This is a genomic window from Martinezella tropici, from assembly GCF_003287875.1.
Classification (GTDB): domain Bacteria; phylum Pseudomonadota; class Alphaproteobacteria; order Rhizobiales; family Rhizobiaceae; genus Rhizobium; species Rhizobium tropici_C.
Window position 1 is genome coordinate 11974 of sequence record NZ_QMKK01000037.1, and the last position, 18922, is coordinate 30895.

General features: G+C 59.8%; 17 protein-coding genes and 1 other RNA gene. 8 read left to right on the forward strand and 10 right to left on the reverse strand.

Annotated elements, in window-relative coordinates:
- Positions 1 to 9: 9 nt before the first annotated feature.
- From DQ393_RS14890 to DQ393_RS14930, 9 genes are all read right to left on the reverse strand, one after another.
- Positions 10 to 1761, reverse strand: a complete 1752-nt coding sequence (locus DQ393_RS14890; protein ID WP_112342554.1) for a peptidoglycan D,D-transpeptidase FtsI family protein — start codon at positions 1759 to 1761, stop codon at positions 10 to 12.
- Complete coding sequence (ftsL, locus tag DQ393_RS14895; RefSeq protein ID WP_112342555.1) at positions 1761 to 2276, reverse strand: cell division protein FtsL; 516 nt, start codon at positions 2274 to 2276, stop codon at positions 1761 to 1763. Before ftsL ends, DQ393_RS14890 begins: the two co-directional genes overlap by 1 nt.
- 1 nt (position 2277) lies before the next feature.
- A complete protein-coding gene (rsmH, locus tag DQ393_RS14900; RefSeq protein WP_112342556.1) occupies positions 2278 to 3303 on the reverse strand; it encodes a 16S rRNA (cytosine(1402)-N(4))-methyltransferase RsmH in 1026 nt (341 codons plus the stop codon).
- 14 nt (positions 3304 to 3317) lie between these two features.
- Complete coding sequence (gene mraZ, locus DQ393_RS14905; protein WP_112342557.1) at positions 3318 to 3758, reverse strand: division/cell wall cluster transcriptional repressor MraZ; 441 nt, start codon at positions 3756 to 3758, stop codon at positions 3318 to 3320.
- A 431-nt stretch (positions 3759 to 4189) separates the two neighbouring features.
- Positions 4190 to 4588, reverse strand: an RNA gene (gene rnpB, locus DQ393_RS14910) — RNase P RNA component class A.
- A 67-nt stretch (positions 4589 to 4655) separates the two neighbouring features.
- Complete coding sequence (locus DQ393_RS14915) at positions 4656 to 5849, reverse strand: NAD(P)/FAD-dependent oxidoreductase (RefSeq protein ID WP_112342558.1); 1194 nt, start codon at positions 5847 to 5849, stop codon at positions 4656 to 4658.
- A gap of 82 nt (positions 5850 to 5931) precedes the next feature.
- Positions 5932 to 6489, reverse strand: a complete 558-nt coding sequence (locus tag DQ393_RS14920) for a lytic transglycosylase domain-containing protein (RefSeq protein ID WP_112342559.1) — start codon at positions 6487 to 6489, stop codon at positions 5932 to 5934.
- A gap of 265 nt (positions 6490 to 6754) precedes the next feature.
- Complete coding sequence (locus tag DQ393_RS14925) at positions 6755 to 7516, reverse strand: N-acetylmuramoyl-L-alanine amidase (protein WP_112342560.1); 762 nt, start codon at positions 7514 to 7516, stop codon at positions 6755 to 6757.
- Positions 7513 to 8223 (reverse strand): J domain-containing protein, encoded by a 711-nt coding sequence (locus tag DQ393_RS14930; protein ID WP_112342561.1) that lies wholly within the window; start codon positions 8221 to 8223, stop codon positions 7513 to 7515. Before DQ393_RS14930 ends, DQ393_RS14925 begins: the two co-directional genes overlap by 4 nt.
- Positions 8224 to 8496: 273 nt before the next feature.
- Between DQ393_RS14930 and DQ393_RS14935 the strand changes: the two genes are divergently transcribed.
- From DQ393_RS14935 to DQ393_RS14945, 3 genes are all read left to right on the forward strand, one after another.
- Positions 8497 to 9708, forward strand: a complete 1212-nt coding sequence (locus DQ393_RS14935) for a pyrophosphate--fructose-6-phosphate 1-phosphotransferase (protein WP_112342562.1) — start codon at positions 8497 to 8499, stop codon at positions 9706 to 9708.
- A gap of 140 nt (positions 9709 to 9848) precedes the next feature.
- Complete coding sequence (locus DQ393_RS14940; RefSeq protein ID WP_112342563.1) at positions 9849 to 10484, forward strand: LysE family translocator; 636 nt, start codon at positions 9849 to 9851, stop codon at positions 10482 to 10484.
- A 133-nt stretch (positions 10485 to 10617) separates the two neighbouring features.
- Positions 10618 to 11781, forward strand: a complete 1164-nt coding sequence (locus DQ393_RS14945; protein ID WP_112342564.1) for a lytic transglycosylase domain-containing protein — start codon at positions 10618 to 10620, stop codon at positions 11779 to 11781.
- Positions 11782 to 11907: 126 nt separating this feature from the next.
- Here the strand turns inward: DQ393_RS14945 and DQ393_RS14950 are convergent, their stop codons facing one another.
- Positions 11908 to 13296, reverse strand: coding sequence for a serine hydrolase domain-containing protein (locus DQ393_RS14950; protein ID WP_112342565.1), 1389 nt, complete (start codon positions 13294 to 13296; stop codon positions 11908 to 11910).
- A 191-nt stretch (positions 13297 to 13487) separates the two neighbouring features.
- On the opposite strand from DQ393_RS14950, the gene DQ393_RS14955 reads away from it, so the two are divergent.
- The 5 genes from DQ393_RS14955 (at position 13488) to DQ393_RS14975 (ending at position 18823) form a co-directional block, all read left to right on the forward strand.
- Entirely contained in the window at positions 13488 to 14735 is a 1248-nt protein-coding gene (locus DQ393_RS14955; RefSeq protein ID WP_112342566.1) for a DUF3419 family protein, read from the forward strand.
- A complete protein-coding gene (locus tag DQ393_RS14960; RefSeq protein ID WP_112342567.1) occupies positions 14732 to 15406 on the forward strand; it encodes a class I SAM-dependent methyltransferase in 675 nt (224 codons plus the stop codon). The genes DQ393_RS14955 and DQ393_RS14960 overlap by 4 nt, the downstream gene beginning before the upstream one ends.
- A gap of 213 nt (positions 15407 to 15619) precedes the next feature.
- Positions 15620 to 16411 carry a glycoside hydrolase family 25 protein gene (locus tag DQ393_RS14965; RefSeq protein WP_112342568.1) on the forward strand — a complete coding sequence of 264 codons (792 nt, stop codon included), beginning with the start codon at positions 15620 to 15622 and terminating at the stop codon, positions 16409 to 16411.
- A gap of 80 nt (positions 16412 to 16491) precedes the next feature.
- Positions 16492 to 17736: a lytic murein transglycosylase gene (locus DQ393_RS14970; protein WP_112342569.1), complete on the forward strand. Its 1245-nt coding sequence runs from the start codon at positions 16492 to 16494 to the stop codon at positions 17734 to 17736.
- Between the two features lie 160 nt (positions 17737 to 17896).
- On the forward strand, positions 17897 to 18823 hold the full coding sequence (locus DQ393_RS14975; protein WP_112342570.1) for a DMT family transporter: 927 nt from the start codon (positions 17897 to 17899) through the stop codon (positions 18821 to 18823).
- Positions 18824 to 18922 lie beyond the last annotated feature (99 nt).

The following is an 18922-nucleotide window of genomic DNA, read 5'->3' on the forward strand; positions in this document are numbered from 1 at the left end:
CTTTCACGCTTAATAAGACACCAGCAAGGCCGAGTTGCCGTTTCCAAAACTTGGCTGGATGCCGAGGATCGGTGCCGCCCGGGCGATAATGTCACGCGCGATCGGCGCTGCGGTGTAGGCCGAGATGGTGCCGCCATGCTCACCGGTCTTCGGCTCATCGCAGAAGGTCATGATGATGTATTGCGGATCGTCGATCGGGAACGCGGCCATGAAGGTATTGAAATTCAGCGTATTGGAGTACCGGCCGTTGACGACCTTGTCGGCCGTGCCGGTCTTGCTGCCGACATCGTAACCCGGTACGCGGGCAGCACGGCCCGACCCCTTCGAACCATTGAAATCCAGCAGGAAGCGCACGTTGTCGCTCGTGCTCTTCTTAACGACGAGCTTGGCAATCTCATCGGCCTGGTCGCGGCTGCGAGGCAGGAAAGTCGGCTCGATCAGCTTGCCGCCGTTGACGAGCGCAGCACCGGCAACGGCTGTCTGCAGCGGCGTCGTCGAGACGCCATGACCGAAGGAGATCGTGATCGAATTGATCTTCTTCCAGACACGCGGCTGTGTCGGCATCTTCACCTCGGGCAATTCGGTCTGCATCTTGGTAAGCAGGCCGATGCGGGTGAGGAACTCCTTGTGCGCGTCGATGCCGACGAGATCGGCGATCTTCGCGGTGCCGATGTTCGACGAATACTGGAAGATTTCCGGAACGGTCAGCACGCGATGCTGGCCGTGGAAATCTTTAATGGTGAAGCCGCCGATACGGATCGGATTGGTAGCGTCGAAAGCGTCACGCAGCGTGACCTTGCCGGAATCGAATGCCATGGCCATGGTAAAGGTCTTGAAGGTCGATCCCATTTCGAACGTGCCGTTCGTCATGCGATTGAGCCAGCCTTCGGCGGCACCTTCGTTCGGGTAGTTCGGATCGAAATCGGGCGCGGACGCCATGGCGAGCACTTCGCCCGTGTGGACATTGATCACTGCCGCGCCGGCGCCCTTCGCCTGGAAATTCTTGACGGCGTTGACGACCGCATCATGGACGATATCCTGCACGCGCAGATCGATGGAGAGCTTCACCGGCTGCAGCGGCTGGTCGTTGGTCATGCCTGCGGCGGCGAGATCGGCGAGCCCCTGGTCATCGATATACTTCTCCATGCCGGCAACGCCGCGGTTGTCGATATTGACGTAGCCGAGAATATGGGCAGCGGTCGAACCGCCGGGATAGAAGCGGCGCTTTTCCGGGCGGAATCCGATGCCGGGAATGCCGAGCGCCAGGATCTGGCTCTGCTGTTTCGGCGTCAGCTGGCGGCGCAGCCAGGCAAAATGCGAACTCTTCACCGAAAGCTTCTTATAGGTGGACTTGGCATCGAGATCCGGCAGGACCTTGCGCAGCTCCTCGACGGCCTCATCCGGGTCGATGATTTTGTTCGGCTCGGCAAACAGCGATACGGTCCGGATGTCAGTTGCCAGAAGGGCACCATTGCGATCAACGATGTCGGGCCGCGACGCCATGAGGCGATCCGGCGGCAAAATGCTTGACGTCGTATCCGGCGGCGTCATGGCGAACTGGGCAAGACGAGCACCGATTACGCAATAGACCGCGATGAAACTGGCCACCAGCAGAACGACGCGGCTCCTGGCCTGGGTGGCCTTGCGCTTGCGCGCACCTTCGAAGGTCGAGCGCGAAAAACCATCGCTCGGTCGATTGTTGCCGTCGGTGGAGAAGTGCGCCTTGCTCTTCAGAACCATGATGCGAGAAAGAAAAGACATTATTCGTCCACCGATCCCGTTGCGATATTGTCGATGTCTGGCTTCTTGCGCTTCACCAAGGCGGGCGCCTTCGGCCGCGGCGCCGGAGCGGCGGCCACATCCGCAATCGCCTTCCTGATCTGCGCGTCGGTCGTATCGCCGTTCTTAGAGGCTATAGATGCATTGCCCTTGACGGGCTTGCCACTCTTTGGATCGTTGGATGCCGTCACCGTCGGCGGCGGAAGCTGCGAGCGCAGCATCGGCATCTCACTTGGCTGCACGATCGCGGTCGAGAGCGTCGGCTGCAGCTGTAGCTCGCCGCTATAGGCGTTAACGAGCTTTTCAAGACGGTTCGGCTGCGAGACCAGCGCCCAGTCCGCCTTCAGAAGCTCGATCGTGTCTTTCTCGAGCTTGATCTCGGATTCGAGACGGCGAACCTCTTCCAGCTTCAGCTCGGCCCGATGCTTGATCGTATAGGTCACGGTGGCCATGGCCGTCATGACGCCGATCAGCACGATGTCAAAAGTCTTCAGCATCTCAACCTCCGAGCTTTCCGAGACTGGCGAGATTGGGCAGATCGAAGATCGAGAAATCGGCAGCTTCGGCTGGGGCGGCGGTGCGAAGCCCCGCGCGCAGCTTGGCCGAGCGAGCTCGTGGATTGACCTCCGCCTCGGCATCGCTCGCGGAGATCATCGCCTTGCCGACCGGCTCGAAGGTGGCAGGCCGCTCATTCACGATCGGCATGTGGCGCGACCCGGCAGCACGGCCCGAACGATCGGCAAAGAACTTCTTGACGATACGGTCTTCCAGCGAGTGAAAGGTCACGACGACGAGGCGCCCGCCCGGCTTGAGAACGCGCTCGGCCGCAAACAATGCCTGGGCCAGCTCACCGAGCTCGTCATTGACGAAAATGCGCAAGGCCTGAAAGACTCGCGTTGCGGGATGAATCTTGTCCTTCGCCTTTCGCGGCGTCACAACCTCGATCAACCCAGCGAGGTCGCGGGTGGTCACGAAAGGAGCTTCCGCACGCCGCTTCTCGATCGCATGCGCGATACGCGGGGCCTGCTTTTCCTCGCCGAGGAACACAAAGATGCGGATAAGATCGGCGAGCTTGGCGCGATTGACGACATCGGCAGCCGACACGCCGCTGGCCGACATGCGCATGTCGAGCGGACCGTTCTTGTTGAAGGAAAAGCCGCGCTCAGCCTCGTCGATCTGCATGGAGGAAACGCCGATATCGAGCACGACGCCATCGAGGCCAGCTGCCGGCGCATGGTCGGCCAGCCGGGAAAACTGCGATTGGATGAGATTGAGGTGACCGGCATGGGCCGAAACGAGCGCCTGCCCCGCCGCGATCGCCGTCGGATCGCGATCAAGCGCGATCACATCGGCGCCGGCGGCAAGAATGGCTGAGGTGTAGCCGCCAGCCCCGAACGTTCCATCAAGAATGACCTTGCCGGGCGCCGGAGCGAGCGCGTCAAGCACCTCGGAAAGGAGAACCGGAATGTGACGAACCGGTCCGCCACCGGCATCAGAAGAACCTCCGCCTGAATTCGCCGCCATTCCGCTTCCCCGCTCTACTCCGAGCGCCTGCCCGCCAGCCTGCGCTCCTCTCGTGCCTGCGCCTGCAAGGCCAGAAAGGCCTCCGGTTGCCACAATTGAAAATGATCCGCCCGACCGACAAAGGTCACTTCGCCTGCTATTCCGGTGAAGTCGCGAATGAAATCCGTGACCATCAGCCGCCCTTCGGCGTCGAGCTTCATAAAGACCCCGCCCCCATGAATGAGGAGCGACATCTGGTTCGCCGCCGGCGAAAACGGATCGTCTGCCACAATCTGCCGCTCGAAGCGATCGAGCAGATCGAGACCGCCGACACTGATCGCCGGAAACACAAAATCCTGAAAGCAGTACAGCTCCTGGATATTGCGGTCGGCCAGCACGGAACGAAACGCCGCCGGCACGGAAACCCGCCCCTTGGAATCGATCCGGTTGGTCGCATTTGACAGGAAGCGGTTCATGACGCGAAACACCCGTCCCCCATGACCTGCAAGCCGCTACTCGCTTACAGGCACAGCCAAAATCGGACACAGCTTCGCAAACCGAAAGGGCCGACACCCCTCCGATACCCCCAGAACGGGAGCAATCATGGCTTTGCGATGATTGGGCTCTGATTTGCCCTTGTGCAGTGTTCTTTTGGGATACCATGGGACCATATGGGCGTCAATGGGATGAAGCCACGTCAGACGTGGCCGCAGCCTGAATATTCATAAGCCGTTAAGTTTAACGAAAGGTTAGGATCGGCCTCAACCAACGTCCCGAAACGGATTGTTTTCACAGGCGAAACGCCCCGCCTGCCAGGGCCGCAAACCCTGGAAATCCGGGCACGTCGCCACTCTCGAAATTATTTGCGGAAAGCGGGAGCGCGCCTTTCCTCCCGCAGGCGTGATGATTTGCCAGTTGGCCTGTAAGCCGGGTTCTGTATGGCTCCGGCCGAGGCCGGAACGTGGCAGCCATTCATCTGGGACGGCGCTTGCGCGACGCCTCTTGCAACCCACCCGGATGACCGGCCCGGAAACAGGCTGGAGCGCTTGCGCGCCCCGTGTCATCCCTATTCGGTTTTGCTCCCGGTGGGGTTTTCCGTGCCGTCGCTGTTGCCAGAGACGCGGTGGGCTCTTACCCCACCCTTTCACCCTTACCCGGCGCAAGGCCAGGCGGTTTGCTTTCTGTGGCACTTTCCCTGAGGTTGCCCCCGCCGGACGTTATCCGGCACCGTGTTTCCGTGGAGCCCGGACTTTCCTCACCCCATCGCCTTTCGGCATTGATGAAGCGCGGCTGCCCGGCCAACTGGCACTGGCTCATTAACCGAGACCGACCGCAATTGCCATCGAAATATGCGGCCTCGTGGGCGCCGGATGTCAATTGCGGAAATGCGCTGAGAAATCCGTGCCGTAGCCTTCGTCCTTGATTCGGCCTGCGAGCAGCAGTTCCGCCCCCAGCCTACCAATTTCGTCGGAACTCTTTGCAGCCATGCCACATCCGCCAGTCAGAATCGCAACACGCGGCGAAGAGGTATAACCGATCATGGGATAGCTCGTTGGCGAATAGGAGACGGCACAGGAATTGGTGAAGGCCGGTGGCCGCCTCACGCCGGGAACGAGCCCATGGAATATCCGCACCAGATGCTCGCGTGCCTTATCGCGGCCGGCCGTACGGAACCAGGCACGCAATTCCGCCTCGGTCTCGAATTGAAGATCATCGGGATCGCCGCCGATCTTGATGTAATATTTGCCGTCCGGATAGCGGATCGGCGGCAGCATATAGATGCTCTCCACATCATCAGCTGCCTTCGATATCAGCGACGGCATGCCGGAAAAGGCTTCGGCTTCCGTCTCGCTCACCTCGAAGAAAGTAACCGTGCGGCCATAAACCTTCATCTCAACGGGCCGCGGCAAGAGATTCTCCGCAATTGAGAAACCGCCGGCGGCCAGGAGAACTTTTTCCGCGCTGAAAGTCTCGCCCTCCGCTGTCGTGACGACCGCCAGACCACCCTCGTCGCGGATCGATAATGCCGTCTGCTTGATGGTGCGGGCGCCGGCTTTTTCCGCCAGCAGGGACTGTGCCTTCACCAGCCGGCGCGGACTGATATGGCCTGCCCCACGCGGTTCAAAGACGCCTTCGCTTCCCGATGCGAACGAGAAGAAAGGGAACTTCTTCTCGAGTTCCGCGTCGCCGAGGACTTCCGTTTGAACGCCGAGCCGCCTGGCCGCTTCTACGACATCACCGACATAAGCTATTTCACCACCCCGCTCCGGCCCTACAACAAGGCAGCCGACCGGCGCATAGAACTGGATGCCGCTATCCCGTTCGATTTCCGCATAGCGGCTGATCGAACGGTTCGCCAGGCGGGCCCAATCGGCATCGGGATCGATCGTCCGGGTGATGCGGCCCTCGTCGTAATGGCTGCCGAAGACGCCCTGATGACTGGCGCGATGTTCGGGTTCATCCGGCCCGATGACGGCAATGCCGTCGGTCTGCCTGGCCAGGTGGCGGGCAGCAGCTGCCCCCATCATACCCCGGCCGACGACGATGAACCTGAAATCCGCTGCCATGCTATGATCCTCGTGAACAACAGTGGTTCGATAGCATGGAAGACGATTCCGCCCTACCCGGTAATTCCTGGCTCGGATAACGTCAGTCCAGAAGCGCCAGCACCTTGCCGCAATAACGTTTCGAGATTGGGTTCATGCGCGTGGCGCCGTGACCCGCATTGTATTTGAGGATGGTATTGCAGGTCTGACCGCCGCCGAGATCCTGCGCCATGGCCAGGTACTTCATGCCGAACTTGATGTTCGTCTCGGGATCGTAGAGCCCCTTGGCTCCTCCGGCATATCCCATCAGCCGCGCCGTTGCCGGCTTGATCTGCATCAGGCCGATCTCGCCTGCACTACCCCGGGTTTTCGGATTGAAATTGCTTTCGATCTTGATGACGGCGGTCGCCAGTTCGACCGCAACGCCGTTCTGCTTGGCATATTTGGCAATCAGGCCGGTATAACGATTTTGTTGTGCGAAGGAGGTTTCCGCATCACGCAATTCGGCGGGAACGTTTGGCATCGGAAAGCCGGTGGTGCGGCTGACGATCTTGAGTGGAACCGTTTTCTGCCTTGCGTCACGCTGGCCCGCAAAGGCGCAATCATATCCCGCCAGCAGCACGCCCACGCATGCTGCAGCCGCAACAATCAAATTTTTCATGTAGTCTTTTGTCTCCAGGGGCGGGACCGCGGACGGCACAAGCCGTCACGTCCGGCTGGAGGCAAAAAGAGCCGCCGGAATGCACAGTCCCCATTAGTCGTCTACGGCCGCGCGACACACAAACCCAGACGGCGCGACCGCCGTTCAGCGAGCGTCGTTAGACCAATGCAATGCGGAGATAATAGGGAAAAGATGTGGCGTAGCAGGGAGTTACGCATTTTCACATCAATAGCCGGCTATAAACATAGCCGGTGCCGGCAAAAGGCTACGAATAGCGAGGCAGCGCGGACAGGAGGCGATGAAGCGTATCGATCGTGGAAAAATCGGCAATGCCATCCACACGCTCCTGGCGGAAATGACGCTGAAAGGCTTCCACGTCCCCCTTCAGCTTCTCTGAGAATTCCCCTGTTATTTCAGTACTGTAGCCATAAAGTGAGAGCATGGACTGCAGCGCTTCGATCGGTTGACCGACATCGCCCTTCTGGAAGAACCTTCCGCCGGTGATCGGCGTCGGTTCCACCCAATGTCCCACCCCTGCCTTAGCCAGCTCCGCCCAAGGGAATTTCTCGCCCGGATCCACCTTTCGCACGGGTGCCACGTCGGAGTGTCCGAGCACGCGTTCCGACGCGATTGCCCAGCGTTGGCCGCAATCGCGACACAGTTCGACGACTGCTTCGATCTGCGCGTCGGGAAAATCCGGCAGTCCGCCCGGATGGCCGGCATTCGCGATCTCGATGCCGATCGACCGCGAATTGATATCGATATCGCCATGCCAGGAGCTCTTGCCCGCATGCCAGGCGCGGCGCTCTTCCGGAACGAGCTGAACGATGCGGCCGTCCTCGAAAACGAAATAGTGGCTCGACACCTGGCTCTCCGGGCGACAGAGCCAATCGAGCGCGCCCTCGGCCGTGCCCATGCCGGTATAATGCAGAAGAATGATGTCAGGCCGCCGTCCATCCCGCCTCTCCCCATGGTTCGGCGAAGGCTGCACATGGGCGCGAGCGAAATCGGCCTTAAATGCACTCATGCGGCGCGGCGTTCTTTCTCGATCTCGGCATAAGCCGCATTCAGGGCTGCCATGCGCTCGTTGGCAATGGCATGAAACTCTTCGGGAACCCCTCGCGACACGAGGCGATCCGGATGGTTCTCATAGACGAGGCCATGGTAGCGGCGACGGATTGTCGGAAAATCGTCCTGCCGCGATACGCCGAGCACCTTATAGGGATCGCGGCCGCCAGCACTCACATGGCGGGCCATGATCTGTTCGAACCGCTGCTCGCTCATGTGGAAGATTTCGGCGACATGCTGAAGGAAGGCCATTTCCTTCTCATGGATCAAGCCGTCGGCCTTGGCGATATGGAACAGCCCGTCCAGCACGTCTTCCAGCACCGGGCAATTCTTCGTGCAGGTCTCGCAAAGCGAGGCCAGTCGCTCCGCATAGGCCTCGTAACCGGCGACGTCCTGACGCGCCAGATTATAAAGACGTGCGACATTCTTGGCCTGGTCGGGAGGAAATTCGAATATCTCGCGAAACGCATTGATTTCGTTTTCCGTCACCACGCCGTCAGCCTTCGCCATCTTGGCCGAAAGCGCGATGATGGCGACGGAAAAGGCCACTTTGCGTCGGGTTTCCGGATCGCCTTCGAACACGGTGCGAATAGCCTCGACCACCGCGGACAGGGCATTGCCGGCAGTGCTACCGATAGCATTCAGCAATTTTTCCCAAAACGACATGGTGGTTCCAACGGCCTCTAAACAGTAGAACACCTTGATCAAATTATGGTTGCCATTGCAAGCAGTCCATTCGTCGCAAGGCGGAAAACTCTTTTCACAATTTGGTAATGATTGCGGACGTCGCACCTCATCCAATTGTGCGCGATCTGCCCTCCAGCGGCAAAACAAACCGCGAATTTCTTAAATTCTTTACTTTACACCCATGCCTGCCTGTCGCATCCATTCCCACCGCAACCATTGAAATGAAGCAGCTTGACTGCAAGGAGGATCTCCATGGCCAAACAGAAAGTCGCAATGCTCACCGCCGGCGGATTGGCACCCTGCCTTTCTTCCGCGGTTGGCGGGCTGATCCAGCGCTACAGCGACGTGGCACCTGATCTCGACATCATCGCCTATCGTTCCGGCTATCAGGGTGTGCTGCTCGGAGACAGCATCGAAGTGACCGCGACCATGCGCGAACAGGCCTATCTGTTGCACCGCTATGGCGGCTCGCCGATCGGCAACAGCCGCGTCAAGCTCACCAACATTGCCGATTGCGTCAAGCGCGGTCTGGTCAAGGAAGGCGAAAACCCGCTGCGCGTCGCAGCCGAGCGACTGGCTTCCGACGGCATCACCATCCTTCACACGATCGGCGGCGACGACACCAATACCACAGCGGCGGACCTTGCCGCCTATCTCGGCGCCAACGGCTATGATCTGACCGTCGTCGGCCTGCCGAAGACCGTTGATAACGATGTGGTGCCGATCCGTCAGTCTCTTGGCGCCTGGACGGCAGCCGAGGTCGGCGCGCATTTCTTCGATAACGTCAGCAACGAACAGACTGCCGCGCCGCGCACATTGGTCATTCATGAAGTGATGGGCCGCCACTGCGGCTGGCTGACGGCCGCAACGGCGCGCGCCTATATCCAGAAGAGCAGCGCCAACGAATACGTCGACGGCTTCATGATGAATGCCGAATTGAAGCGCATCGACGGCCTTTATCTGCCGGAAATGCTGTTCGACATCGAAGCGGAAGGCGAACGTCTGCGCGCCATCATGGAAAAGACCGGCCAGGTGACGCTGTTCGTATCGGAAGGCGCAGGTCTCGACGCCATCGTCGCCGAACGCGAGGCGGCCGGAGAAACCGTCAAGCGCGATGCTTTCGGCCACGTGAAGATCGATACGATCAATGTCGGCGGTTGGTTCCAGAAGCAGTTCGCAGCGATTATCGGCGCCGAACGCTCCATGGTGCAGAAGTCGGGCTATTTCGCACGCTCCGCCCCCGCAAATGGCGAGGATCTCCGCCTGATCCAGGGCATGGTCGATCTTGCGGTAGAAAGTGCGCTCAACAAGGTATCGGGCGTCACCGGCCATGACGAAGGACAGGGCGGCAAGCTGCGTGCCATCGAATTCCCCCGCATCAAGGGAGGCAAGGCATTCGACATCACCCAGCCATGGTTCGCCGACGTGATGGACCATATCGGGCAGAAATATACACAAGCCTGATTGATCGACGATCAATCGGACTGATCTGTGATCAGGCGGCCCGATTCGCAATCAGGCGGCCTGATCTGCGATGAAGCGGATTGACGGATCGCAAATCCGGTGTCTTTGCTGGCGGCGGAAGAGGAATAGAGGAGGATTCTATGTCCATCGAAACCTGGCTCGCTTTCGCCGCCGCGTCCTGCATCATGCTGGCCATCCCGGGTCCGACCATTCTCCTTGTCATATCCTATGCGCTGGGCCACGGGCGTAAGACGGCCCTGGCCACCGTGACCGGTGTCACTTTGGGCGATTTTACGGCAATGACCGCTTCCCTGGCTGGCCTCGGAGCCCTTCTCGCCACTTCGGCGGCACTGTTCACGATTCTCAAGCTGATCGGCGCCGCCTATCTCGTTTTCCTCGGAATCAAGCTGTGGAGAGCGCCGATCGTTACGGGTCCGCTGGGCGACAATGACAATCTACCCGAGGAAAAACCGTTAAAAATCATGCTGCACGCATATGTTGTAACGGCACTCAATCCGAAGAGCATTGTGTTCTTCATCGCCTTCGTGCCGCAATTTCTCGACCTGTCGAAGCCATTTCTTGCGCAAACGCTTATTTTGGAGGCGACCTTCCTGACGTTGGCGGCCCTGAATTCGCTCATTTACGTGTTCGTCGCCGACATGGCACGCGGCTTTATCCGCAAGGCAAGCGTGCAACGCGCGGTCAACAGAACGGGTGGTACCCTGTTGATTGCCGCCGGTGCCGTGACCGCCGGATACCGCCGGATGGCCGCCTGAGGCTGTGCAGGGTTGCGGGTCGATCACGGATAGGTTAATGGGGATTCATAATTTTATCGATCCTGTGACCGAATTTGGCGGTCCTGTGGCCGAATTACATCGAAATTAGGTTTGGCTTTTCGAAAGTGACAGAATGGTAGCGATCGGATTTCCCAGCCTGAAGCGCAGCGTTGCCTTTTCGGCAATGATGTGCGGCGCTCTTGCCGGGTGCGCAAGCACTCAGCAGCAGACGTCTCAGGCAGAACTCCCGTCGGCACACACCAACGTGCCGCATCCGAATACGACCCTGACCGCAACCGGCGCTGCCTCGTCTACGGGCGGCCCGGCAATGGCCGCAGTAGCGCCGACATTCATCGGCCCGCGGCAGCCGCAGCAACAGGTGGCCCTGGCAAAATCCGGCCGCGTTGCCCCAGGCTCGGTCAACGCCGCCCCCGGCGCCGTGAACCAGCAGCAGATCGATGCGGCGCAAGCGCGTTTCGGTACCCCGGCGGCAAATGCGCCTAACCAGGGAACGATCGCAATTGCCGCGGCAACCGGTGCACCCGCCGCCAATACCACGACAGCCGCGGCCTATGCCGCATCCGACGTGCCGCTCGTGCCTTCCGTGGTCGCAATCCCCATGCCCAATCCGGCACGCCCCGGCGATGCCGCCCTGACGCCGGTCTCGGCCTCCGTCGCGCAAGGTGAACCGACCATTCCCATGACGTCGGATATTGCCGCCATTCAGGTTGCCGTGCCGACGCCGCGTCCGGGATCCGAAGCGCAGGCCGAAGTCGCTTTCGCGACGCCAGCACAGATCGGCCAGCCGCGCTATGTGGACAACCGCATGCATTATGACTTCAATTTCGACAGCAGCGGCCCGACCGTCGTTCCCGCAGTGGTGACGACGACGACCTCCAACTATGATTCAGACGTGCCGGCCGAGGAAAAGAGCTACGTCTCAAAGCTCATCCAGAAATATGCCAAGCTCTATGAAATCCCGGAATCGCTGATCCATCGCGTTGTTCACCGCGAGAGCCGCTATAATCCGAAGGCCTATAACCGGGCCGGATATTTCGGTCTGATGCAGATCAAGTACAATACGGCCAAGTCCATGGGTTACCAAGGCCCGGCGTCCGGCCTGCTCGATGCGGAAACCAACATCAAATACGCCGCAAAATATCTGCGCGGCGCCTGGATGACGGCAGACAGCAAGGCCGCAAACAAGGAAAGCAATGCCGTCCAGCTTTATGCACGTGGCTACTATTACGATGCCAAGCGCAAGGGCCTGACAGATGTCGCCAACGGCAATTACTGATTTCATCAAGGCATTTTGAAAGCCGGCTTGGAACGGTTCAGCGTCTCATCGAAGCGCCGAACCGTCCGATCTCTTCGTTTTTGCGCAATTCCCGGCAAAACCGCTGCCAACGCTCCTGGACCCGCCCTAGTTCGAGGCCGGCTTTATCACATCCATGATCCGTTTCAGCAGGATCTGCGGCCGGTAGTCCGCCCAGGCCGGCGTCAATCCCATCCGCACGACAACGAGATTGGCGGACGGAACGATGGCTACCGTCTGGCCGTCGTGGCCACTCATCCAGAAAGTATCTGCGGGCAGACCGTATTGCGCATTCGAGCCGCCCGGACCTGCAAGCCAGGCCTGAACCTGAGAATAGACGCCTTCCGACGCCTTTGTCGGCGTGCGCATGGCGCCGACGAAACCCTCAGGAAGCAACCGATGCCCGTTCCAGACGCCGTCCTGAAGCAGGAACTGACCGAAACGCGCCCAGTCGCGAGCATTGGCGTAAAGATAGGAACTGCCAACAAAGGTCCCGCGCTCATCGGCCTCCAAAACGGCGCTGTACATGCCGAGCGGTCCGAAAAGCGCTTCTCGCGGATAGGAGATGGCGGCACTCAGATTGGGCAACCGATTCATCCAAAGGCGCGAAAGCAGGGTTGACGTGCCGCTCGAATAGCTGAAGCGCTCGCCTGGCGCTGCGACCTGACGCGCACCGGCCGGAACGCTGGTCGTATCCGGATCGAGATAGAGCATGCGTGTCACATCGGACACGCTGCCATAGGACTCGTTGAAGACAAGACCGCTTTCCATGGCAAGGAGATCGCTGAGCTTGATGTTCCTGCGCTCGTCCGCGCTCCATTGCGGCAACAGGTTTTGATCGTCGAAAGACATACGCCCCGCCAGCATCAGGCGACCGATGATGGCGGCATTGACGGTTTTCGTCATGGACCAGCCGATGAGAGGTGTCGCCTTGCTGAAGCCGTCGCCATAGGTCTCGGCGACGATATGCCCGTCCTTGACGACCACGATTGCCCGCATGGCCGGGCCGGCGAGATCCGGGTTCGTGACGATATTGGCAAGCTTCGCCCCCTGCTCGCCCTGATCGACGTTGACCGCATCCCCATCCGGCCATAACGCATCACTCTTCGGAGCCTTGATCTTGTTCAGGAAGACGGCCCTGCGCGCTCCCTGCAAATCGCCGTCGGGAACCGTCGTACAGCCGAGCGCACCGCGATAAAGCGCATAATTGGGCGCAAACAAACCAAGAAAACGGGCGGTCACGACGCCTTCGTCGCGATCGACGGAAACGCGGATGAGTTTCAGCGCAGGATTGCCGGGGGCCTGCACGTCTTCTTCCAGCACCTTGTCCGGATCGCGTTTTGCCACGAACGTGTTCGAGCAGACCATCTTTGCGGCATAGCCATCGCCAACCTTGAGCAATTCCGGCGGATAAAGGGAAAGCCAGACGGCTCCGCCGGCGACAATGATCAGCAGCAAAACAATAAGAGCCCCGATCACTCTCGATATCAAACGCATGTCACACGCCCTCCAAAAGGTACGCGGAGACAATCAGGAAACGCAGCAATATGAAAGGCCTATGATGATTGCGGCACCTTAAATATGTGCAAGGGTGCTTTTCCGCCTGATCTGCCAACAGCCCGCGTCATCAGACTGTAGCATTGCCGGGTTACACGCCCTGAACCTTACAAATTGGTGACAAGACTCAGATGACGGAATTCGCCCCGGATGCCGGTCTCCAAAAGAACCGGAAACTCAAGGACGCTCTCCTGCAGCATAAGGCGCTGTCCAAGGCTGGCCTCTCCGAGCGCCTCTTCGGAATGCTGTTCTCGGGCCTTGTCTATCCGCAAATCTGGGAGGATCCGGATGTCGACATGGAAGCGATGGAGCTTCAGCCGCATCACCGCATCGTCACCATCGGTTCCGGCGGCTGCAACATGCTCGCCTATCTCTCGCAGAACCCTGCCTCGATCGATGTCGTTGACCTGAACCGTCATCACATCGCACTCAACAAGCTGAAGCTCGCAGCCTTCCGCTTATTACCCGGCCATGCAGACCTGGTGCGCTTCTTCGGCACCCCGGGCGTTACCGCCAACAGCCAGGCCTACGACCAGTTCATCGCATCGCGCCTCGACGCGGCGACCTCCAGCTATTGGGACGGTCGCGACCTCTATGGCCGCCGCCGGATCACAGTCTTCAATCGCAATATCTACAAGACCGGCCTTCTCGGCCGCTTCATCGGCGCGGCCCATGTGCTGGCGCGCCTGAATGGCGTTCGTCTCGACAAGATGACGCAAGCCCGCACCATGCGCGAACAGCGCCAGTTCTTCGACGAAGAAATCGCTCCGATCTTTGATAAGCGGGCCGTTCGCTGGCTGCTCGGCCGGAAGAGCTCGCTCTTCGGTCTCGGCATTCCGCCGCAGCAATATGACGAACTTGCAAGCCTTGCGGGCGACGATTCCATTTCTGCCGTGCTGAAGCACCGTCTTGAAAAGCTCGCCTGTCATTTCCCGATGCGCGACAACTATTTTGCCTGGCAGGCGTTTGCGCGCCGCTACGCCGCCCAGCATCAGGGTCCACTGCCGACCTATCTCAAGCCGGAGCACTATGCCGCAATCCGCGCCAATGCCGATCGCGTCGACGTGCATCACGCCAATTTCACCGAGCTTCTGGCCTCGAAGCCGGCCGCCTCGCGCGATCGCTATGTCCTGCTTGATGCGCAGGACTGGATGACGGACGAGCAGCTCAACAGCCTCTGGGCCGAGATTACCCGTACGGCGCGCGAAGGCGCCCGCGTCATCTTCCGCACGGCCGCCGAAAAGAGCATCATCGAAGGTCGTCTTTCTCCGGCGATCCGCGACCAATGGGTCTATTTCGAGGAGCGTTCGCAGGAGCTCAATGCACGCGATCGCTCGGCGATCTACGGCGGCTTCCACATTTATGGAAAAAAAGCGTGAGCCAGGCGGATACGGGCATAGAAACCAGCGATAACAACCATGCCAAGCTGATGGACGGCATGTACCGCTATCAGCGCCACATCTATGATCTGACCCGCAAATACTACCTGTTCGGGCGTGACCGCACGATCGAGCACCTGAATGTGCCTGCCGGCGGCTCCTTCCTGGAAGTGGGCTGCGGCACCGGCCGCAACATGTTGCTCGCCTATCGCCGCTTCCCCTCCGCTCGCTTCTATGGCCTCGACATCTCCCAGGAAATGCTGATTTCGGCGCGCAATAATTTCCGTGGTCTGCAGCAGATGCCGGATTTCCGCGTTGCCGACGCTACTGCCTTTTCGCCCGCCGATTTCGGTGTCGGCGGGTTCGACCGCGTGATGATTTCCTACGCGCTGTCGATGATCCCGGACTGGAAAAGCGCAATCGATGCTTCGCTCGATGCCGTTGCTCCGGGCGGCGAACTGCATATCGTCGATTTCGGCCAGCAGGAAGGTCTGCCGCGCTGGTTCAGGGCACTTCTGAAGGGTTGGTTGAAGAGGTTCCACGTCGATCCGCGCGCCGACCTTCTGACCGTGCTTCAAGACAAGGCCCAGGTACACGGCATGTCCGTGAAGACCGAAAGGATCGGTCGCGGCTATGCCTGGCGCGCTGTTGCTAGCAGGCCCGGCATCTGAGCGGCGGCGGATTCCAGCGCAAAATCCGTCAAAGAATACGCCAAGCATAAGAATTTGCTTGAAGATAACGCATTTTTTACGTTGATATGGTGAATAAAGTGGCAAGACCAGCCGACAACGGCATGGTCTGCCGCTCTTTCGGATTCTCGGGGACCATATTACGGAAGCCAAGCCTTGGGGCAGCAAGATCACTCGCGCCATAACGGGTTACGCATGCGCCGGCTTCTGGCATGTCTACTGCCGCTCGCCCTCTTCTTGAATGGCTGCACGACGGGCTATGACGCCCTTTCGACGGCTGCCCTTCCCAAGACCAGGTTCAGCGATACGAAACCGCAGGATTTCGGCCGCGACCATCCGCAGCGTCATCCCATCCACGGCATCGACGTTTCCAAATGGCAGGGCGATATCGATTGGAAGGCGGTGAAGGGGTCGGGGGTCGCCTTCGTCTTCATCAAGGCGACGGAGGGTAAGGACCGGATCGATCCGCGCTTTACGGAATATTGGCAGGAAGCCAATGCTGCCGGACTTCTGCACGCGCCCTATCATTTCTTCTATTTCTGCTCCACCGCCGACGAACAGGCCGATTGGTTCATCCGCAATGTACCGAAGGATACAATGGCGCTTCCACCCGTCGTCGACGTTGAATGGAACCCGGGCTCCCCGACCTGCAAGACCAGGCCGGCTCCTGAAACGGTACGCAGCGAGATCAAGCGCTTTATGGATCGCCTGCAGGCCTATTACGGCAAGCGCCCGATCATCTATACATCAGTGGATTTCCATCGCGAAAATCTCGTCGGTTACTTCAAGGACTATCACTTCTGGGTCCGCTCGGTCGCCAAGCACCCGAAAGAGACCTACGCGGATCGCAGCTGGGCCTTCTGGCAATATACCTCGACAGGCGTCATACCCGGCATCAAAGGTCCGACGGATATCAATGTTTTCGGCGGTTCAGAGCAAAACTGGCAAAACTGGGTGGCGGCAGTAGAGAAGCAGGGAAATTCTTAAGACTGAGCCCATTTCACTCTTGCTTATGTCACAATCTTCTGTGAAAGCGACCCTATTCTATCACCTGGGAAGGATCGCTCATGGATCGTCACACCATTCGACGCAGCGCTCTTGCGTTGCTCTTCGCTTCAGCCATGACCGGTACGGCGATGGCTCAAAGTGCGGCTCCAGTAGCCGTGCCGCCCGCTAGCAGCGACGCCACTCCAAAAGTAGCCTGTGGTGGCGATCTCACCGCATTCCTGGCCGGCGTGAAGGCCGAGGCGATTGCTGACGGCGCGGATGCAGCCGCCGCAGACAAGACGCTCGCTGGCGCGCAGATCGACCAGAAGGTTCTCGCCATGGACCGCAGTCAGGGCGTCTTCCGCCAGACCTTCCTCGAGTTTTCCCAGCGCACCGTCAGCCAGGGCCGCCTCGACATCGGCCGCCAGAAGATGAAGCAGTATGCCGATGTCTTCGCCAAGGCCGAAAAGGACTATGGCGTTCCTCCCGGCGTCATCACCGCCTTCTGGGCCATGGAAACGGACTTCGGCGCCGTTCAGGGCAATTTCAACACACGCAACGCGCTGGTCACCCTTTCGCACGACTGCCGCCGGCCGGACTTCTTCCGTCCGCGCCTGATTGCGCTGATCGAGCTGGTGCAGCGTGGCGATGTTGATCCGGAAACGACCACGGGTGCATGGGCCGGTGAAATCGGCCAGACGCAGATGCTGCCCCCCGATATCATCGCTTATGGCACGGATGGCGATGGCGATGGCCATGTCAACCTCAAGACCAGCGCACCTGACGTCATTCTGACGACAGCACGATTCCTCCAGCATCTCGGCTTCCAGCGCGGTCAGCCCTGGCTGCAGGAAGTAACAGTCCCGGACAATCTCCCCTGGGAAAAATCCGGCATCGGCGGCACGCTGACGGCTGGCGATTGGTTCAAGCTCGGCGTCACCCCGCGCGACGGCAACACGAGCTTCGGCTCCCTTCCCGCTGCTCTCATCCTGCCGCAGGGTCGCAAAGGGCCTGCCTTCCTGACCTATCCGAACTACAATACTTATCTCGGCTGGAACCAGTCGTTCATCTACACGACCTCGGCCGCCTATTTCGCCACCCGCTTTGCCGGTGCCCCGCCCTATAGCAAAGGCACGCCTGAGGCAGGCCTGAACGATGTCGACATGAAGGCGCTTCAGACCAAGCTCGTGGCGCGCGGCTACGATGTCGGCAAGATCGACGGCATTCTCGGCTCCGGTACGCGCGTCGCCATCCAGAAGGAACAATTCCGCCTCGGCATGCCGGCGGATGGCTGGGCAACCACGGCGCTGCTCAACGCGCTTTGACCTCTTTTGCATCCCTATCGAAAAGGCGGCTCCGAGCCGCCTTTTTGCTATGCGCAGTTCCGCCAGCTCCTCGATAACCGACTACCGCGGATTCGAGCAGAAAACGGGTGGAACCCCAGCCCTCTCCCGGGTTACATGGGCTGAAACGGGGGAGACGACAATGAGTAACGAAAACCGGATGAGCGCCTTGACCTGGGGGCTGCTGCTGTTGCTCGGGCTGATCTGGGGCGGCTCGTTTTTCTTTGCCCGTATTGCGGTCCATCATGTTCCGCCCTTTACGCTCGTTCTTCTGCGCCTGTCTCTGGCGGCGCTGGCGCTGCATCTCTACCTTGCCGGCCGCTTTGGCATCTACCAGGTATTACGGACCCAGTGGCGGCAATTCCTCCTGCTGGGGCTCATCAACAATGCCGTGCCGCATACCCTGATCTTCTTCGGCCAAACGCAGATGGGCGCCGGTCTTGCCTCCATCCTCAACGCAACCACACCAATCTGGACCGTCCTGATCGGCAACCAGCTGACCACCGACGAACGCCTCACGTCAGCGAAGCTCATCGGCTGTTTCACCGGACTGATCGGGACGGCAGTGCTGCTCGGACCAAGCGTCACCACCGGCGGCTCGGTTCCCTTCTGGGCATTGTCCCTGCCAATCCTCGCGGCGATTTCCTATGGCTTTGCCGCCATCTACGCCAAACGCTTCAAGGGCATCGCCCCACCCGTCGTTGCGGCCGGTCAATTGACCGCTTCCTCGCTGATCATGCTGCCGGTCGCCGTGACCGTTGACCAACCCTGGTCTCTTGCGGCACCGCCGGCGACGGCGATCGCGGCTATTCTAGGCTTGGCACTGCTGTCGACGGCTTTCGCCTATATTCTCTACTTTCGCATCATGGCGCTTGCCGGCGCCACGAATGCTTCACTGGTGACACTGCTGGTGCCGCCAAGCGCACTTCTGCTTGGCTTCCTGTTCCTGGATGAGCGGCTTGGCTTCGCCGAGATCGCCGGCATGGTGCTGATCGGCGCGGGTCTGCTCGTCCTCGACGGCCGGCTCTATGCATGGATGAAACACGGCACACGAACGCGCACAACGTGATTGGCCGCTCCATCGAGTGGTCTTCGGTCACAGCATGTTAATACTTATTCACAACCCGTCACTTAGCAGGCGACTGGAATTTTCATAGTAAAATCAAAA

Bases quoted from the DNA above. Each gene is read 5' to 3' on its own strand.
- DQ393_RS14890 (WP_112342554.1), bottom strand. From the start codon at position 1,761: ATGTCTTTTCTTTCTCGCATCATGGTTCTGAAGAGCAAGGCGCACTTC.
- ftsL (WP_112342555.1), bottom strand. From the start codon at position 2,276: ATGCTGAAGACTTTTGACATCGTGCTGATCGGCGTCATGACGGCCATG.
- rsmH (WP_112342556.1), bottom strand. From the start codon at position 3,303: ATGGCGGCGAATTCAGGCGGAGGTTCTTCTGATGCCGGTGGCGGACCG.
- mraZ (WP_112342557.1), bottom strand. From the start codon at position 3,758: ATGAACCGCTTCCTGTCAAATGCGACCAACCGGATCGATTCCAAGGGG.
- DQ393_RS14915 (WP_112342558.1), bottom strand. From the start codon at position 5,849: ATGGCAGCGGATTTCAGGTTCATCGTCGTCGGCCGGGGTATGATGGGG.
- DQ393_RS14920 (WP_112342559.1), bottom strand. From the start codon at position 6,489: ATGAAAAATTTGATTGTTGCGGCTGCAGCATGCGTGGGCGTGCTGCTG.
- DQ393_RS14925 (WP_112342560.1), bottom strand. From the start codon at position 7,516: ATGAGTGCATTTAAGGCCGATTTCGCTCGCGCCCATGTGCAGCCTTCG.
- DQ393_RS14930 (WP_112342561.1), bottom strand. From the start codon at position 8,223: ATGTCGTTTTGGGAAAAATTGCTGAATGCTATCGGTAGCACTGCCGGC.
- DQ393_RS14935 (WP_112342562.1), top strand. From the start codon at position 8,497: ATGGCCAAACAGAAAGTCGCAATGCTCACCGCCGGCGGATTGGCACCC.
- DQ393_RS14940 (WP_112342563.1), top strand. From the start codon at position 9,849: ATGTCCATCGAAACCTGGCTCGCTTTCGCCGCCGCGTCCTGCATCATG.
- DQ393_RS14945 (WP_112342564.1), top strand. From the start codon at position 10,618: ATGGTAGCGATCGGATTTCCCAGCCTGAAGCGCAGCGTTGCCTTTTCG.
- DQ393_RS14950 (WP_112342565.1), bottom strand. From the start codon at position 13,296: ATGCGTTTGATATCGAGAGTGATCGGGGCTCTTATTGTTTTGCTGCTG.
- DQ393_RS14955 (WP_112342566.1), top strand. From the start codon at position 13,488: ATGACGGAATTCGCCCCGGATGCCGGTCTCCAAAAGAACCGGAAACTC.
- DQ393_RS14965 (WP_112342568.1), top strand. From the start codon at position 15,620: ATGCGCCGGCTTCTGGCATGTCTACTGCCGCTCGCCCTCTTCTTGAAT.
- DQ393_RS14970 (WP_112342569.1), top strand. From the start codon at position 16,492: ATGGATCGTCACACCATTCGACGCAGCGCTCTTGCGTTGCTCTTCGCT.
- DQ393_RS14975 (WP_112342570.1), top strand. From the start codon at position 17,897: ATGAGTAACGAAAACCGGATGAGCGCCTTGACCTGGGGGCTGCTGCTG.